Source organism: Candidatus Rhodobacter oscarellae (assembly GCF_001078595.1).
Lineage (GTDB): Bacteria > Pseudomonadota > Alphaproteobacteria > Rhodobacterales > Rhodobacteraceae > Rhodobacter_B > Rhodobacter_B oscarellae.
This window is the reverse complement of record NZ_LFTY01000002.1, coordinates 1,503,647-1,519,924: the sequence shown is the minus strand read 5'-3', so window position 1 is coordinate 1,519,924 and position 16,278 is coordinate 1,503,647. Positions and strand designations below refer to the sequence as shown.

18 protein-coding genes are annotated in these 16,278 nt (G+C 63.0%); 10 read left to right on the top strand and 8 right to left on the bottom strand.

Annotated features, from left to right (window positions below; all coding sequences use genetic code 11):
• Nucleotides 1-44: 44 nt before the first annotated feature.
• On the top strand, nt 45-1,277 hold the full coding sequence (locus AIOL_RS12150; protein ID WP_049643219.1) for a hypothetical protein: 1,233 nt from the start codon (nt 45-47) through the stop codon (nt 1,275-1,277).
• Nucleotides 1,274-2,635, top strand: coding sequence for a cytochrome P450 (locus AIOL_RS12145; protein WP_049643218.1), 1,362 nt, complete (start codon nt 1,274-1,276; stop codon nt 2,633-2,635). Before AIOL_RS12150 ends, AIOL_RS12145 begins: the two co-directional genes overlap by 4 nt.
• A gap of 200 nt (nt 2,636-2,835) precedes the next feature.
• On the opposite strand, the gene AIOL_RS12140 is transcribed toward AIOL_RS12145, so the two are convergent.
• Together AIOL_RS12140 and AIOL_RS12135 are read right to left on the bottom strand one after the other, a co-directional pair.
• Nucleotides 2,836-3,573, bottom strand: a complete 738-nt coding sequence (locus AIOL_RS12140; RefSeq protein ID WP_049643217.1) for a creatininase family protein — start codon at nt 3,571-3,573, stop codon at nt 2,836-2,838.
• Between the two features lie 49 nt (nt 3,574-3,622).
• Nucleotides 3,623-4,393: a transporter substrate-binding domain-containing protein gene (locus AIOL_RS12135; RefSeq protein ID WP_049643216.1), complete on the bottom strand. Its 771-nt coding sequence runs from the start codon at nt 4,391-4,393 to the stop codon at nt 3,623-3,625.
• A gap of 116 nt (nt 4,394-4,509) precedes the next feature.
• Between AIOL_RS12135 and AIOL_RS12130 the strand changes: the two genes are divergently transcribed.
• The 5 genes from AIOL_RS12130 (at nt 4,510) to AIOL_RS12110 (ending at nt 8,400) form a co-directional block, all read left to right on the top strand.
• Nucleotides 4,510-5,241: an amino acid ABC transporter ATP-binding protein gene (locus tag AIOL_RS12130; RefSeq protein ID WP_049643215.1), complete on the top strand. Its 732-nt coding sequence runs from the start codon at nt 4,510-4,512 to the stop codon at nt 5,239-5,241.
• A gap of 219 nt (nt 5,242-5,460) precedes the next feature.
• Nucleotides 5,461-6,189 (top strand): amino acid ABC transporter permease, encoded by a 729-nt coding sequence (locus AIOL_RS12125; RefSeq protein ID WP_049645418.1) that lies wholly within the window; start codon nt 5,461-5,463, stop codon nt 6,187-6,189.
• A 27-nt stretch (nt 6,190-6,216) separates the two neighbouring features.
• Nucleotides 6,217-6,840 (top strand): metallophosphoesterase family protein, encoded by a 624-nt coding sequence (locus AIOL_RS12120; RefSeq protein ID WP_049643214.1) that lies wholly within the window; start codon nt 6,217-6,219, stop codon nt 6,838-6,840.
• A gap of 87 nt (nt 6,841-6,927) precedes the next feature.
• Nucleotides 6,928-7,275 (top strand): carboxymuconolactone decarboxylase family protein, encoded by a 348-nt coding sequence (locus AIOL_RS12115; protein ID WP_049643213.1) that lies wholly within the window; start codon nt 6,928-6,930, stop codon nt 7,273-7,275.
• A 93-nt stretch (nt 7,276-7,368) separates the two neighbouring features.
• Entirely contained in the window at nt 7,369-8,400 is a 1,032-nt protein-coding gene (locus AIOL_RS12110; protein ID WP_049643212.1) for an aromatic ring-hydroxylating dioxygenase subunit alpha, read from the top strand.
• On the opposite strand, the gene AIOL_RS12105 is transcribed toward AIOL_RS12110, so the two are convergent.
• Complete coding sequence (locus AIOL_RS12105; RefSeq protein WP_049643211.1) at nt 8,386-9,492, bottom strand: hypothetical protein; 1,107 nt, start codon at nt 9,490-9,492, stop codon at nt 8,386-8,388. The genes AIOL_RS12110 and AIOL_RS12105 overlap by 15 nt on opposite strands.
• 77 nt (nt 9,493-9,569) lie before the next feature.
• Here AIOL_RS12105 and AIOL_RS12100 point away from each other — a divergent pair, with 77 nt between their 5' ends.
• Nucleotides 9,570-10,157: a carboxymuconolactone decarboxylase family protein gene (locus AIOL_RS12100; RefSeq protein ID WP_049643210.1), complete on the top strand. Its 588-nt coding sequence runs from the start codon at nt 9,570-9,572 to the stop codon at nt 10,155-10,157.
• A gap of 163 nt (nt 10,158-10,320) precedes the next feature.
• On the opposite strand, the gene AIOL_RS12095 is transcribed toward AIOL_RS12100, so the two are convergent.
• From AIOL_RS12095 to ppk2, 3 genes are all read right to left on the bottom strand, one after another.
• Complete coding sequence (locus AIOL_RS12095; protein WP_049643209.1) at nt 10,321-11,214, bottom strand: hypothetical protein; 894 nt, start codon at nt 11,212-11,214, stop codon at nt 10,321-10,323.
• A gap of 143 nt (nt 11,215-11,357) precedes the next feature.
• Complete coding sequence (locus AIOL_RS12090; protein WP_049643208.1) at nt 11,358-11,975, bottom strand: TetR/AcrR family transcriptional regulator; 618 nt, start codon at nt 11,973-11,975, stop codon at nt 11,358-11,360.
• A 6-nt stretch (nt 11,976-11,981) separates the two neighbouring features.
• Nucleotides 11,982-12,872 carry a polyphosphate kinase 2 gene (gene ppk2 / locus AIOL_RS12085; protein ID WP_049643207.1) on the bottom strand — a complete coding sequence of 297 codons (891 nt, stop codon included), beginning with the start codon at nt 12,870-12,872 and terminating at the stop codon, nt 11,982-11,984.
• A gap of 229 nt (nt 12,873-13,101) precedes the next feature.
• Here ppk2 and AIOL_RS12080 point away from each other — a divergent pair, with 229 nt between their 5' ends.
• Both AIOL_RS12080 and AIOL_RS12075 read left to right on the top strand, forming a co-directional pair.
• Nucleotides 13,102-13,476 (top strand): hypothetical protein, encoded by a 375-nt coding sequence (locus AIOL_RS12080; protein ID WP_152912508.1) that lies wholly within the window; start codon nt 13,102-13,104, stop codon nt 13,474-13,476.
• A gap of 10 nt (nt 13,477-13,486) precedes the next feature.
• Entirely contained in the window at nt 13,487-14,179 is a 693-nt protein-coding gene (locus tag AIOL_RS12075) for a hypothetical protein (protein WP_049643205.1), read from the top strand.
• A gap of 21 nt (nt 14,180-14,200) precedes the next feature.
• Here the strand turns inward: AIOL_RS12075 and AIOL_RS12070 are convergent, their stop codons facing one another.
• Nucleotides 14,201-15,142, bottom strand: coding sequence for an alpha/beta fold hydrolase (locus AIOL_RS12070; protein WP_235438992.1), 942 nt, complete (start codon nt 15,140-15,142; stop codon nt 14,201-14,203).
• The gene (gene metA, locus AIOL_RS12065; RefSeq protein WP_049645417.1) at nt 15,129-16,046 is read right to left on the bottom strand and encodes a homoserine O-acetyltransferase MetA; all 918 of its coding nucleotides are present in this window, start codon (nt 16,044-16,046) and stop codon (nt 15,129-15,131) included. The genes AIOL_RS12070 and metA overlap by 14 nt, the downstream gene beginning before the upstream one ends.
• Between the last annotated feature and the right edge of the window lie 232 nt (nt 16,047-16,278).

Here is a 16,278-nt window from a genome sequence, read left to right as displayed (position 1 = left end):
CAGTTTTGCGCTATGCACTTTAAAAAGAGTGAAGGTTGTCCTTTATGGCAGCAGAGCAGGCCCAGACCGTCAGGCGCCGCCGGGTGTTCTACATCCCCGGCTACGACCCGATCCATCCGCGCCGGTATCGCGAGCTTTATCGCAAGGAGAGCGCGGCGCAGGCAGAGATCTCTGGCTACGACATTAGGATCGCGCCCCGCAGGGGCGCCGCCCGCTATGGTTGGGGGCTGGAGGCCGAGATCAATGGTGCAGAGGTCGAAGCGGAAGTGGAGGTGCTGGTCTGGTCCGACATCGTGCGCAATTCGATGTCGAATTCGATCCCGGCGACCTATTGGCAACTCGCCCGCACCGCCTGGACCTATATCGCCAGCGGCACGCTGCGGCGGCTGATGTGGCTGCGCAAGGGGCCGGTGATCGCCGCGCTTTACCCGGTTGGCATGCTCATCTTTCAGCTTCTGATCGCGCTGCTCTTGGCGTGGGCGGCGGCGACGATCTGCGTCGCGGTCCTTGCTTGGATCGGGCTCGCGCCCTTGGCGGGATATGCCCTGGCGCTCCCGGTCTTTGTCTACGCGCTGCGCTGGTTCCGCGTTAAGGACAACAAGCTTTTTGCCTATTACCTGATGCACGACTACGCCTACTCGGCCCAGCACGGCGGCGCCAACCCGCCAGAGCTTGAGGCGCGCATGTCAGAGTTCACAGACATCATCGCCAACGCGCTCACCGACGAGGGCGACGAGGTCTTGGTGGTCGGGCATTCCTCGGGCGCGCATCTGGCGGTGTCAATCTTGGCGGATCTGATGCGCGCGGGGCGGCTGCCCGCGAACGGCCCGGCTCTGTCGTTTCTGTCGCTGGGGCAGGTGGTGCCAATGGTGTCTTTCCTGCCCAAGGCCGACCGGCTGCGCGCCGACCTGCATTACCTGAGCCAGTGCGAGCAGATCGCCTGGGTGGACGTGACCGCCCCCGGCGATGGCTGCGCCTTTGCTTTGTGCGACCCAGTAGCGGTGTCGGGCGTGGCGCCGGAGACGGGTCAGAAGGGCCCGCTGATCCTCTCTGCGGCCTTCACCAAGACCCTGAAGCCCGAGACCTGGGCCAAGCTGCGCTGGCGTTTCTTCCGGCTGCATTTCCAGTATCTCTGCGCCTTCGACAACCCAGGCGATTACGATTACTTCCAGATCACCGCGGGTCCGCTGACCCTTGGCGCGCGCTATAAGGGGCGCAAGCCCAGCCAAAGCCGCATCGACGTTGCCGCGTCGCGCTATACCTCCATGGCCGCATGACCGCAAAGCAGCCGCCGAAACCACCGTCTCGCGAGGGGCGCGTGTCGCTCTGGCGCTATGCCAAGCTGTTCCGCCAGGACATCCTCAGCGCGCAGCCGGCAAAGCTCTACCGCGCCTGGATGGCCGAGTTTCGCACGCCGTTCTTCCGCAGCTATTTGGTGAACCAGCCGGACCTGGTGGAGGAGGTTCTCAAGGCCCGCCCGATGGCGTTCCCAAAGTCCGAGCGTATCGGCGAGGGGCTGCGCCCGCTGCTTGGGAACTCGGTCTTTCTGACCAATGGCGAGACCTGGCTGCGCCAGCGCCGCATCATTGACCCGGCCTTCGAGGGCGGGCGGCTGCGCGACACATTCCCGGCGATGAAAGCCGCGGGCCGGGCCGCCGTGGCGCGCATGCGCGAAGGGCGCGTCGAGGTCGAGGAAGAGATGAGCCATGCCGCGGCGGATGTGATCTTTCGCACGCTCTTCTCGATCCCGATCGAGCACCAGATCGCCGCCCAGGTCTTTACCCATTTCCGCGCCTATCAGCGCTCGCAGCCGATCCTGAACCTTGCCGCCTTCCTGCCGCTGCCGCGCTGGATGCCGCGATTTCATCGCCCCGCCACAAAGCGTTCCGCCAAGGTGATCCGCCGCCTCATCGCGCAGCTGACCACGGATCGCATGTGGTCGATAGAGGCCGGGACCGCGCCGGATGACCTTGCCACCAAGATCATGACCACGCCGGACAGCCAGACCGGGCGCCGATTTGACACGCAGGAGATGGTCGACCAGGTCGCGATCTTTTTCCTAGCCGGGCACGAGACCAGCGCCTCGGCGCTAAGCTGGGCGCTCTACCTGCTGGCCACCAACCCAGAAGCCCAAGAGCGGGTGGCCTCAGAGGCCGCCGCGATGCCGGACCCGCAATTCGGCGACATGGCCAAGCTGCGTTTCACCCGCGACGTGTTCCGCGAGACCCTGCGGCTTTACCCGCCTGTGCCGATGATGGTGCGCGAGACGACCTGTCCCGAGCAATTCCGCGACCGCAAGCTGCGCAAGGGCAGCCAAGTGGTGCTGAGCCCCTGGCATTTGCATCGCCACGAGCGGCTCTGGGAGCAACCGGACGCTTTTGACCCGGACCGCTACGCGACCGAGAATGGCAAGAAATGCCTGCGCGAGGCCTATATGCCCTTCTCGGCGGGCAAGCGCGTCTGCACCGGGGCGGGGTTCGCGATGGTCGAGGGCCCCTTGCTGCTGTCGCAGCTTGTGGGCGCCTTCCGGTTTGAGCCCCTGCCAGAGGACGAGCCCGTGCCCGTGGCGTTTCTGACGGTGCGCGCCAAGGACGGTATCCGACTGCGCGTAACGCGGCGCTCTGAGACGGTGTAGCTTAGCGGGGCGAGGTCGAGAGCCAGTCGCGTTGGCGCGCCCTGATCCTTCAGCGGTTCATGAATTCTCAACCCGAATCATGCCACCCTCCACGGGTGGTGGTTGGGGGACTGAGTCGGGGCAAGGCCCCGACCACCACCCGCATATTATGCGGGGCGGGTGCCTTTAGATCAGGTTAACAAATCCGTGCGCTGCGCGGGCTAAATCGTCGCAGTGAAGGCGCTAAAGTCGTCGGCGATCGCTTTTGTCGCCGCCGCAAGCAACGCGCGACCATGCTCGGGCGTCGCCAGGGCGGAATGCGACCCAACGCGACCATCGGGAAAGGAGGCCCTATGCTCAGCGGGCGGGCCATGCTTGTCACCGGCATGGGCCGCGATGTAGTCGGCTGACAGTCTCGCGGGCGGCGCGTCGGCATCGGTATGGCGGGTTTCGCGCGTGGTGGCTTGGGTAATCGCGACCTCCGCTGGCGTGGCGTGCATACCTTCCCAGCTGCCGTAGAACTCCTGGCGGCGCGCATTCACCGCGTTAAAATCCCACCAACTGCGCAGCCTGACGGTGCCTTCCGGTAACCCGGCCATGGCCGTGCGCAGCGGCTCTAGGTTGGCCCCGTGGCCGTTCAAAACGTAGATGCGCTCGAAGCCCTGGGCGTGCAGGCCCGTCAGAATCTCGCGCGCGAGATTTTCAAAGAGCCCCGCCGACACAGAGATCGTTCCCGGAAATCCGGTATTGAAGGGCGCGGGTGTGTAGGCCAGCTCCGGGGCGACCAAGGAGTTCGTGACATTGGCCACGCGCCCGGCGATTTCCGTGGCGCAAATGGCGTCTGTTCCGATCAACCCCATCGGCCCGTGTTGCTCTGTAGAGCCGCAGGGCAAGAGGATCCCCCGCTTGCTACTGAGGTAATCGGCGACCTCGTACCAGGTGCAATGCGCCAGCTTCACGGCAAGAAAAAAGGGCCGCGTGGGGCGACCCTTCCGTATTTGTCAGAGCTTACAGGCCCCATTTCTCGCGGGTCGCGTCAAAGAAGCCCTTGGCCTGCTTCACCTTCACCCAGTTATTGACGTAGTTGATCCAGACCTGATCGTCCTGGGGCAGCAGCATCGCGATGGGCGAGGGCGAGCGCGGTTCGGTCCCAGGCACCTGCACCACGCCGTGCTTGGCCTTCAGCGTCGAGCCCTCGATATTGGAAGTGATGAACACGTCGGCGCGACCGGCCAGCACCTCTTGGAAGCCGCGGGCCGGGGCCTCGACGACCTTGATGTCGGCGTCAGGGAACCACTCGCGCACCAGCGCTTCGAAGGTGGTACCAAGCGTGGTGGCGACCTTCACCTCGGGTTTGTTCACAGATTCATAGCCATCAAAGCTGCCGGCCTTATCGGGGGTCGTGAACGGAACGATCTCGACCGCGATATAGCTTTCCGAGAAGCCCGCGACCTTCATGCGTGGTGGCGAGATCGAAGCAGAGCCGGTCATGTGGTACTTGCCAGCGACCACGCCGTTGACCAGCGTTTTCCAATCGGTGGGCACGAACTCGACCTCGACGCCCAGGTCCTTGGCAAGCTCGGTGGCCACATCGATATCGAAACCCTTATAGCTGTTGGTGGCCGGATCGCGCACAGACATCGGATTCCAGTCGCCCGTGGTGCCGAATTTCAAAGTTCCACTGTCGAGGATCTCGTTCAGCGCCGACTGCGCGCCAGCGGATACAGCCAGCCCGAGGCTTACGGCGCCCGCCGCAATTGCGGTCATCCAGTGTTTCATATCGTCTCTCCCAGGTACCGCGCTGCCTCCTGGCGCGCATTGTCCCTTGAATTTGTGAATATTACGGCCCTAACCTCAAGAAGAATCTTCTCCGAAGAGGAGATACAGGGGGGATCATGGCCGAAACAGCCATCGAAATGGTCGGCGTGAACAAGTGGTTCGGTGATTTCCACGTTCTCAAGGACATCAACCTATCGGTCGCCGAGGGCGAGCGTGTGGTGGTTTGCGGCCCGTCGGGCTCGGGCAAGTCCACGGTGGTGCGCTGCATCAACCGGCTGGAGCTGCACCAAAAGGGCGCGATCCGGATCAACGGGGCGCAAGTGACCGAGCGGCCAGAGGATCTGGGCGGCGAGGTCGGCATGGTGTTCCAACAGTTCAACTTGTTCCCGCATCTGACGGTGCTGCAGAACCTGACGCTTGGGCCGATGAAATCCCGCGGCCTGTCGCGTGCAGAGGCCGAGGCGCGCGCGCGGCACTATCTGGAGCGGGTGCGGATCCCTGAACAGGCCGATAAACGCCCCGCGCAGCTCTCGGGCGGGCAGCAGCAACGCGTGGCCATCGCGCGCTCGCTCTGTATGGAGCAAAAGGTGATGCTGTTCGACGAGCCGACATCTGCGCTGGATCCCGAGATGATATCGGAAGTGCTCGACGTGATGGTGGAACTGGCCGAGGAGGGCATGACCATGATTGTGGTCACCCACGAGATGGGGTTCGCCCGCAAGGTCGCCGATCAGATGGTGTTCATGGACGCGGGCGAGATCGTCGAGACAGGGCCCCCGGCAGAGTTCTTCGAGGCGCCTAAATCAAAGCGCTGCCAAACCTTCCTCAGCCAGATTCTGAGCCATTAAGGGAGATGAAGATTTGGTAAACGCCTTGTGCGAATTTCCCCCTCCCTACCGCCCTCGATCCTGGGCCGATTCGGATAACATTTCCCTTACGCCGCTGGAGTTTGACGCCGCGCGCGGCGCCGCGTCGCAGATCGGGGCGCATTAGTGAAGATTTTGCAATCAAACCGGTCCGTGTTTGGCGCCCGCCCGGTTAACCTGTTCCTGCTCTGCGCGGGGCTGATGGTGCTGTCGGGGTGCAGCTCTTCCGCGACCTGGGGCTGGTACGTCATCAACCCCTCAACGCCGACGGGCTGGACCAATATCAAGTTCCTGATCGGCGGAATGGGGGACACGATCCTAATCTCGCTGATCGCGGCGGCGCTGTCGATCACGATTGGTCTGTTGGTCGCACTGCCGGGGCTCTCGGATCGCTGGTACATCCGCATCTGGAACCGCGTCTATGTCGAGTTCGTCCGGTCCATCCCCCTGCTGCCGATGCTCTTCTGGGTTTTTTACGGGCTGCCGATCATCTTCCGCTCGATGGGGCTGAACATCCCGATTGATCCATTTTGGGGGGCGATCATCACGCTGGCGATCTCTGACAGCGCGTTTACCGCCGAGATCTACCGCGCGGGCATCCAATCCATAGCCAAGGGCCAGACCGAGGCGGCGCAAACGGTCGGTCTGCGCTATGTCCAGACGATGCGTTATGTGATCCTGCCGCAGGCGATCCGGCGCATCCTGCCGCCGCTGGCCAATCAGTTCATCTATATCGTGAAGATGTCGGCCTTCGCCTCGGTGATCGGTATGCAAGAGCTGACGCGCCGCGCCAATGAGTTGGTGGTGACAGAATATCGCCCGCTTGAGATCTACTCGCTCTTGATCCTGGAATATCTCGTCCTGGTGCTGATCATCTCGGCGGGCGTGCGCTGGCTGGAACGCAGGATGGGCAGTGATGAGCGCGGATAGAGGCGCGAAGGTCGGCGACCGCATGCAATGAAACTGGTTATCGTCGGCGACACCCATGGGGGCCATGCGCGACTGGGGCGCCTGAGTGGTGACGTTCTGATCCATTGCGGTGACGCGGAGGATCTGTTTGGCGCGTCCGGCTATGACCTTGAAAGTATTGATGAATGGTTTGGTCGCCAGGACTTTGAGCACATCCTCTATGTGGGTGGGAACCACGATCGGGGCTTAGAGGCTGCGCTGCGACGCACGCCGCAACCCTACCGGAATGCAACCGTGCTGCATGATACCAGCGTGACAATCTCTGGCGTCAAGTTCTACGGCGCGCCCTGGGTGCCAGAGCTGAGCCGCCATGCGTTTTACGCCAATGAGCGCGCCCTGCGAGCGGCCTGGTTGAAGATCCCGGCGGATGTCGATGTGCTGATCACGCACACGCCGCCCGCGGGCGTGCTGGACGTCTCAAGCCGGGGACAGTCGCTGGGGTGCCCTCTACTCGCCGGGCGCGTCAAAGCGCTGGGGCCAAGGCTCCATTGCTTTGGCCATGTCCATGCAAGCGCGGGGGTGCAGGTCCAGGAGAGTACGACTTTTGTGAATGCGACCTCGGTTAACAGCGCGTTGGAGATCGCTAACCTGCCTTTTGAGTTCGAACTTTAGGCCGCGTATGGGCGCAAAACGTCCCGCATTGGCAAGGCTTGGGTGCCCCATTAGGGTGGCCCGAAAGGATCACCGGGGAGGGGAGCGATGAATTGGGACGACTTCATGGACGAGACGGTCGCGAACATCACCGCGCTGTCGAAGGAGATGCCCGAGACGGCGAAGGGCTTCAATCAGATGGGTGCGGCGGCCAAAAAGGGCGGCGCGCTGGACGAGAAGACCAAGGAAATCATGGCGCTAGGCATCGCCATCGCCACGCGCTGTGACAGCTGCATCGGCTTCCACATCAAGGCGCTGATCCGGCTGGGGATCACGCGCGACGAGCTCTGCGAGGCCTTGGCCATGGCGACCTATATGGGCGGCGGGCCGTCCTATGCCTATTCCGCCAAGGCGCTGGCGGCGTTTGACCTGTGGGCCGGAGAGGGCGCGACATGAGCGGGGATTGGCGCGAATTGGGCACGGCCGGATCGCGTTAGAAGAATATTCAGCGAATCGCCAAACAATAGAGGGCGGTAGGGAGGGGGTAACTTGCACTCCGCAAAATTCATTCGAAATGCCTGGTACGTCGCCGGGCGCAGCGTGGATTTCGAGGCCAAGCTGACCGCGCTAAAGCTGCTGGGCGCGCGCGTAGTGATCTTTCGCAGGCCCGATGGCAGCCCCGCGGCGCTCGAGGATGCCTGCCCGCACCGCAAATTACCGCTCTCTATGGGCAATCTTCATGGCGACCGGGTGGAGTGCGGCTACCACGGGCTGACCTTTGACGGGGCGGGCGCTTGCGTCAGCGCGCCGACCCAGGGCGACCCGATTCCAAAGCGGGCACGCGTGCGCAGCTACCCGGTTGAGGACCGCTATGGGTTCCTTTGGATCTGGATGGGCGAGGATGCCCCGGGCGAGATCATCGACATCCCCAACTACGACAACCCGGCTTGGGGCAAGACCGCGCGCGGCGCTTTAACAATCGCCTGCAACTATCTCTATGTCATAGATAACCTTCTGGACCCCAGCCATGTGGCTTGGGTGCATGTGGGCTCTTTTGCGGGGGCGGGCACGGATAATCGCCCGCTGGACCTGGAGGATATCGACGAGGGCGTCATCGTCAGCCGCTGGATCATGGGCGAGCCCGCGCCGCCCTATTACCGGGACATGCTGGCCTTTGGCGACGCGACCGACCGCAAGCAACATTACGAGTGCCGCTTGCCCTCCACGGCGATAAACATGAGCGTTTACACCCGCGCGGGCACCGGCGGGCCGGGGACGGCGTTGCCTCAGGACGCCTATATCAACATCTCCTACAACTTCATCACGCCGGTGGATGAGGCCAACGCGCTCTATTTCTGGTTTCAGCACCGCAACACGGACCCCGACAACGAAGCCACCAACCAACGCATGTTCGAGGGCGCCACGATGGCGTTCAACGAGGACAAGGAGGTGCTGGAGGCGGTACAGATCGGCATGACCGACCCGGCCACGCCCTATATGAACCTCGGGCTGGATGCGGGGGCGATGCGGTTCCGCGCCAAGGTGGACAAGCGCATCGCTGCTGAATCAGGCGGTGCCTGAGGTCTCGACACCGGCAAACCCGCAATGCTGGGCGGGGTCGCGATAGGCCTCGGCCAGTTCCGGATAGGCGCGCAGAATCTCGGGCCCACCGGGCAGCAGCTCTGGCCGCAGCCGCCCGTGCTCCCAGATCGCGACACCATCCAGCCTGACCGTCGGGTCCAGGACGTTCAGCGATATCTCTCCTGGGGCATAGGCTCCGCAGCTATGCACATGCAGGATGCGTGGCGAGCCGAAGGCGCCGTTGCTCCAGCGCTCTGGCGCGAGCCGCGCGTCCGGCGCGAAGGCGCAGCCTGGATGGATGCCCGCGTGCCAGGAATGCACAAAATGCGCGTCGATCTCAAAAAGCCCGGCCACATGGGCGTAATGCGCCTCGGCGCGGGCGACATCGGCGGTATTGCCAGCGAAGCCAACGATCCGCCCGTCGCGTATCTCTAGGACGAGCGTTTCCTCAAGGCCAAGGGAGTAGGGCTCGTAATAGTTCGACCCCGTGCCCACCAGGAAGCCCCGCTGCGCCACGCGGCCCGAAAAGTGCCGCGCGGGCACCGGCGTATGCACCGACAGCGGAAAGCGGATCGTTGTCGTGTCGCGGGGCTCTGGCCCCTGGGCGTCGATGCGGCCGATAAGCTCGGTCCCGGCGGGGCAGGTGACATGGATCTCTTGCGCGGCGGCGATGGCCGTATCGGCGGCATCGCGGATCGCGACCATGCCGTGATGGTCCAACCAGCCGAAGGAAGAGCCCAGCATGGCGCCGTCCAGCGCGTAGCAGATCATCGCGCGGGTCCCCGCGGGCCAGTCGTGATAGCGGATCTGGTCGCCGCAGCGCGCCAGAAACACGGTCAGGTCGACCACGCGCATGGCTTCGATCAGGTCCTTGGGCGGTAGGCAGGCCGCGGGCGTGAAGGGAACCTCCAAGACATCCACCTGAAAGCCAAGCGCCGTCGCGCCCCATTGCACCGCCTCCACGGCGCAGTCCCAATAGAACATCTCTTCGGGCGGTTCGCGGATGATCAAAACGCGCGCCCCCGGCGCAAGCCCGGCGCAGCGGATCAGCATGTTCTCACATGCGCGCAGAATGTCCCCCTGGTCGGGCATCTTTGCCTCTCCCCGCCTGGGATGCTAGCGAGGCTTTGATATTACGCAAAGCAAAAAAGCACCGGGGAGGGGCGCCGATGACCGCTTGGATAGAGATGATCAGCGATGAGGCGGCGGATGAACGCCTGAAGGCGCTGTTGGATCAGGCGCGCACGCCGCATGGCACGGTGGACACGGTGATGCGGGTACACTCGCTGCGGCCCCAGACGATGGCGGGGCATGTGGCGCTCTACCGTTCGGTGCTGCATTCCGAGGACAACACGCTGCCGTTTTGGTTCCTTGAGGTCGTGGCCAGCTACACCTCGATCCTGAACGATTGCACCTATTCGCTGACGCATCACTTCATGAATGTGCGCAACCTGCTGCGGGATCAGCCGCGCTCGGACCGGATCTTCACCGCGTTAAAGGCACAGCGCCCCGAGGATGAGTTCCAGGGCAAGGAGCTGGCCCTGCTGCGCTACGCGGCCAAGCTGACGTCGGATGTGGGGCGCATGGTGCGCTCGGATTTCGAGGCGCTTAAGCTGGCGGGTTGCGAGGACGGCGAGATCCTGGAGGTCAACCAGGTCTGCGCCTATTTCAACTATTCCAACCGTTTGCTGAACGGGCTGGGCTGCACCACCGAGGGTGACGTGATCGGGTATTACAAGGGTGACGACGAGGCGTGAGCGCAAAGCTTCACCAGGGCGATGATGTCGCCGCTTCAAACCGGGCCTCATAGGGGCTCGATAACGCTTTGGGCCGCCCTACGTCACTAAGGCGCTCGGTTCGTTAAATGAAGCAATAACCGCGGCGAAGACCGGCTAGGGATCTCCCCGACGGGCACTGGCGTTAACGTGCAAGCCCCGGCGGGCGCTGCCGCAAGTAGAGCGATACGATCTCTTTGATGCCAGCAACCTGTTTGTCAGAAAGCTTATTGGCCATGCCAAGTGCGGTGATAAAGGCGGTGCGATCTGCGTCGTTGGTAAGCCCGGCGACGTTGAAGGTCAGGCTCCCAACCGAACTGTCCGTTTGCACACCGCCTGCGTTTACAGCAGAGGTGTTTCCGCCACTACCATCGATGGCTTCTTGGATCAGCGCGTTTTGTGCGTCCGTGCGGTCGGCCGCATTCGTGTCGAGCGCCTCTTGGAGGACCTGCTTTTGCGCGTCCGTAAGCTCCGCGCCGCTGGTGACAAGCGAAGAGGTCGAGTTCGAGCCCGCGCTGACCTGGACAGGTTCGGATTTGATGACGCCGCCGATTGCTTGAATGCCCACGAGGGTGATCATGAAGACATCGATCGCGGCGATCACCCGGCGATACTCTTCCTGGCCGATGGCGCCATTGAGATAGGCCTCGCAGATCCGGAAATACCCGTCGCGCAAGAGCTGGATGGTCTGCGTGCGCACGCCCAGCGAGCTTGCGGCCTCGCCCGTGCCGAACGCGGCAGAGAGGTTGGTGTCGTCAGCGTCCGAGAAGGTCGAAGCCGCGTAAGAGGACGCCGCCACCAGGGCATCGGGGCTGGGTTCGCTGCAGATTACGTACTCGCCGCCGGTGAAGTACCCGGTCTTTGGGTCCTTATAGACCGGGCGGCGGCCCGAGATGACCAAGCGCTGCTTGGCGTCCAGCGCCAGCATGTTGAACTCGCCCAGTTGGCTGGTCTTGTGGATCGTGCTGTTGGCGCAGCCAGAGAGTGCCGTTGCCGCGATAAGAACACTCGCTGCCGTTTTATTTGCTTTACTAATCATAACCTGTCCTGCCTTGCTTGATATCGTGCAAGTTGGGCTGAAACTTACCCTAGGTCAGATAAATGTTCGAGATGTATTACCTTTAGGTTGTTTCCATGAGTCTTTGGCGCAACAGATGTTTGAAATTTACAATTGTTTGCGATTTATTCGTCCGGTGGCACAAGACCCAGCCCGCGCAGGTAGACGCCGATGCCAGATTCCAGCAGATCCTCGGGCGAGAACGGTGCCCGCGCCCCGGCCTCGCCGCGGGCAAAAAGCTCTACCACGCCGTGGCTCATGGCCCAGATATGCGCCGAGAACATCGCCGCGGGCGGGCGTTTTTCCGGTGGGATGTGCTCGGAAAGCTCGGTGGCGGCCTTCTCGAGCACCGCGCTTGCGCGTCCGGCGGCCAGGGCAAGATCAGCGGTGCGGTTGATCGAGATGCCGCTCTCGAACATCGCCACGTAATGCCCCGGATGCTTGCGCGCGAAGGCCAGATAGGCGCGGCCCGTGGCCTCAAAGCTGGCTAGTGCCGAGGGCTGGCCGCTGTCATAGGCGTACTCCATCAGATCGGCGAAGATCTCGTAGCCCTGCCGCGCGGCCTCGGCGATCAGGTCCTCGCGTCCCTCAAAGTGGCGATAGACCGCGGCAGGGGTCACGCCCGCCTGCTTGGCGGCCTCCGACAGCGTAAAGCCCGTGGGCCCGCGGCTCTCGATCAGCTCGAGCGCGGCGTCGACCAGCGCTTGGCGCAGGTTGCCGTGGTGATAGCCGCGCTTGGGCACCGTCGCCTAGCCTTCCGTGCCAGCGTCGGAGCCGTGCCAGATCTCCGGCCCGCCGCAGATCTTGGGGTCCGGGGCGCAGGCGTGCTCTGCGATCTTGCCAGCGTAGTCGACCTGGCAGAGCACCGCGCGGATGGCGGCGATGCGCGCGCGGCGCTTATCGTCGCTGCGCACGATGGTCCAGGGCGCGTGCGGGCGGTGCGACCGCTCGAAGGTCTCGGCGATGGCGTCGGAATAGGCGTCCCAGCGTTTCAGCCCCTCCACGTCGATCCAGCTCAGCTTCCACTGCTTGAGCGGGTCGCCCTCACGCGCCAGGAAGCGGCGCAGCTGCTCGGCGCGCCCCACATTGAGCCAGATCTTGACCAGCGTGATGCCCTCGTCGACCAGCATCTGCTCGAAGGCTGGCAACTGCCCAAAGAAGCGCTCGCGGTCGGTATCTTCGCAAAAGCCGAACACCTTCTCGACCACGCCGCGGTTGTACCAAGAGCGGTCAAACAGCGCGATCTCGCCCTCGGTGGGCAGTTGCCGGACGTAGCGCTGGAAATACCATTCCCCGGCCTCGCGGTCGCTGGGCTTGGACAGCGCCACGACCCGGGCCGAGCGCGGGTTGAGGTTCTCGCGGAAGCGCTTGATGGTGCCGCCCTTCCCGGCGGCATCGCGGCCCTCAAACACCACCACAACGCGCTTGCCGGTTTCCTTCACGTCGGCCTGCAGCTTGACCAGCTCGCGCTGCAGCGCGGCCATGCTGTCCTCGTAGGGTGTGCGCTTCATCCTTGCGTCATGGGGGTAGCTGGGCGACAGGATGTCCCGCTTGCCGGCGCCCTGAATGGCGGTGCGCAGGGCCTCGGGGGCCTCACTTTCGAAGAAGGCGCTGATGGCGCCGTCGAAGGGCAGGGGCATGTTATCCTCATTTACTTTCTGACCTCTATGTAGTGGGAAACAACCCAAGTGCAAAGTTTTCAGAGGCTTGCCGCAAAAAATTTGGGAACTGATCGGGAGACGGAACGACGCGGCATCCGGGCGGGTCACGTGCAATGGCGCTGGAAATTCGCTTGCGTGCCCCGAATTAAGTTGCAAGATCACGAGTTAATCACGGTGGCGAAATCACAGTATAATTTGGAGATCCCAGATGAGATTATTACTTTCGGCGGCCCTATTGGCGCTTACAGCGACGCCCATATTGGCAGAAAACTTTCGCTGCGTGCGCACATCATTGTCCTCTAACGGATTTGTGAATGCGCAGGCGGCGGAATCGTGGTTCCCAAAGGTGATTGAGTTCCGGGTGAATGGGGACGACGTCGTCTCCAACTATTACGGCTCGGGTTCGGTGCAAAGAAAGGGCGGGCGCCTATATTTTAAGTTCGATCTCGAAGCCGATGGCTCTCATGACCGCTCAGTGACATACACATTCATCCCAAAGTCGGGCCGCTTCAGTGCCAAGCTGGGCGCATATGGCCGCTACGCGACGACCAACGGCTCGCGCGGCAAGTGCCAGACCGGGTAGGAATTTTAACATGATCCGAGCCCTTGCCGGCGTGGTTTGCGCCGCCGCGCTTTTGTTTGGCGGCCATGCCGCGGCCTATGAAAAGACCTCAGAGCATGAGGCGCTAAAGATCTATGAGTGGACCGTGCTGGTCTCGCCCTCGGTCAACGCGCGCCCCAGCTTGAAGCAAACGATGTTGCGCAATCTGGACGCGCAACTGGCGAAGATACGCAGCAGTATCCGCCCCGAGGCGATGCGGCAGGTGGTCAAGGCCAGGATCTGGTTGGATGTCACCTCGCGCGGCAATGACGGCCATCACGTGATCGGCCAGTACTTCCCCAGCAGGACGTGGCTGCGCACGAACGGTATGAACCCCGATAAGTATCAGGGCGTCCAATTGAACGCCTTGTTTGCCAAGGACGGCACGCAGGGCACCGTGGTCTTCCACGAGCTGGCGCATGTCTACCACGACCGGCGCATCAAGAATTCCAACCGCATTCAGCGGATGTGGGAGGCGGCGTGGCTTGCCCACCCGGACGGCTTCGACAATTGCGGCCGCAAGACGCAGGCCTATGCGTTCCGAGACCCGGGCGAGTTCTTCGCCACCTATTCGCAGGCCTATCTGTCGCGGAACTGCGCGTTTCCTTATGATCGCGCCACGATCCAAAGGATCGACCCCAAGATGCTGGCCTTCCTTCAGAAGATCTGGGGGCCGCTGCGCTAAGCTAGCCGCTGGGCCGGGTCGCTATTGCGCTGCGGCTCTTGCGGCGGCGCGGTCTATCGCGGCAATCACGTCCTGGGCATGGCTGTGATGCGGCATGTGCCCCACCCCGGCCAGGCGCGTCAGGCGGGCCATATCGGTGTCGCGCAGCATCTGCGTGGCGTGCAGCTCTACGCTGACGATGGTGTCGGTGTCGCCATGCACGATCTCAAGCGGGACCGCCAGATCGCCATAGCGCTGCGACAGGGCGATTATCTCGTCCAGAAGCCCGGCGCGCTGGGTCGCGTTTGCGCGCAGCGCTTGCCGGGTCAAGGAAAGCGGCGCGCCGAAATGCGCGATGTAGCCCTCGGGCGCGGATTGCGGGGTGAAGATCTCGGCGAATGTCGCCTCGACCCGCGCATCGCCCACGAACGCCGCCAAAGCGGGGACCGCGAACCAGGACCCCAGGCGGCTGGAATTGACGGCGTAAAGTGGGTCCAGCGGCGTGTCCCAGGGATGCGAAGGGCCCGAGACATTCACCACGGCGGCGGTGCCCTCGGGCGCGTCCAGCCCCCAGGCCAGCGCCACCGCGCCGCCATAGCTGTGGCCCAGCACGATGGGGCGCTCGGCCCCAAGGGCTCCCGCCGCGCCGCGCAGTACGCGCGCCTGGTCACGGATGGTCTCGTGCCCGCGCGGCAGCCTGTCGGAGTAGCCAAAGCCGGGCCGGTCCAGCGCGATCACGCGGTAGCGGTTCTTAAGCTGGTCGAGCATGGCAAAGGTGAAATCGCGCAGGTTGGCGCCCGCGCCATGTACCAGCACCAGATCGGGGCCGGAGCCTGCCACAACGGCGTGAACTTGCAGGCCCCCAATCTCCACGAATTGGCCCACCGGGGGGAAATCGCGCCGCGCCTGCGTCTCTCGCCACATGGCCACTGCCAGGATCGCGCCCCAAACGAGCGCCGCCCCAATAAGGCTAAACAGTGCCAATCTTGCCCATGTCATATTGCGTTGTCTGATATATCTGGTTGATCCAGTTCCCGTATAGCAGATGCCCGTGGCTGCGCCAGCGGTTCTGCGGTACCTGGCTGGGGTCGTCATTGGGGTAGTAGTTGATCGGCACGTTGATCGGCGTGCCATTGGCCACGTCGCGGTCGTATTCTTCCTTCAGCGTCGGGCTGTCATATTCGAAGTGGTTGAAGATGTAGATCGCGCGGCGCTGCGCGTCCTCAACTAGGCAGGGCCCGGTGTCCTCCGAGCCCATGAGCGTGGTCAACCCGGCGCGGTCCAGCTCGTCCTGGCGCACCTCTGTCCAGCGGCTGACCGGGATCACGCAATCATCCGAGAAGCCGCGCAGATAGGGCGAGGCGGGGGCGAGGTTCTGGTGCCGGAAGCAGCCAAAGGCCTTGGCGGCCAGCATGTGCTTGCGCACCCCGTGGAAGTGCCACAGCATCGCCATGCCGCCCCAGCACACGCCGAAGGTGGAATGCACGTTGGTCTGGGTCCAGTCCATCACCTGGCGCAGCTCGTCCCAATAGGTGACCTCTTCGAAGGGCATATGCTCGATGGGGGCGCCGGTGATGATCAGCCCGTCGAACTTCTCGTCGCGCACCTCCTGGAAGGGGCGATAGAACTCTTGCATATGCTCCTGGCTGATATTCTTGGACTGGTGCTCTGTCATGCGGATCAGCTGCAGGTCGATCTGCAGCGGGGTCGCGCCAATCAGCCGCGCGAACTGGTTCTCGGTCTGGATCTTCTTGGGCATCAGGTTCAGCAGAGCGATGCGCAGCGGGCGGATGTCCTGGCGCTGCGCCTGCGTGTCCGACATCACCATGACGCCCTCATCCTGAAGGACGTCAAACGCGGGGAGATTCGAGGGCAGCGTTATGGGCATCTGCAAATCCAGCCTTACTTGCGGATGGCTGAGATAGTCATAAACGTAAGAAAAGGCCAGCTTTTGCAAAATTTTTCAAAAAGCACCGGAATCCTAACGTAAAATTCACGCTGCGATCACGGTAGAGCGGTTAATCTACCTTCATACCCCACGCAGACCTTTCCAGCGCGGGGTTCGGGGGAGGCACCGGGTGTATAATTTTCCGTGAGTGGTCTTTCTTATCAACTGTGCT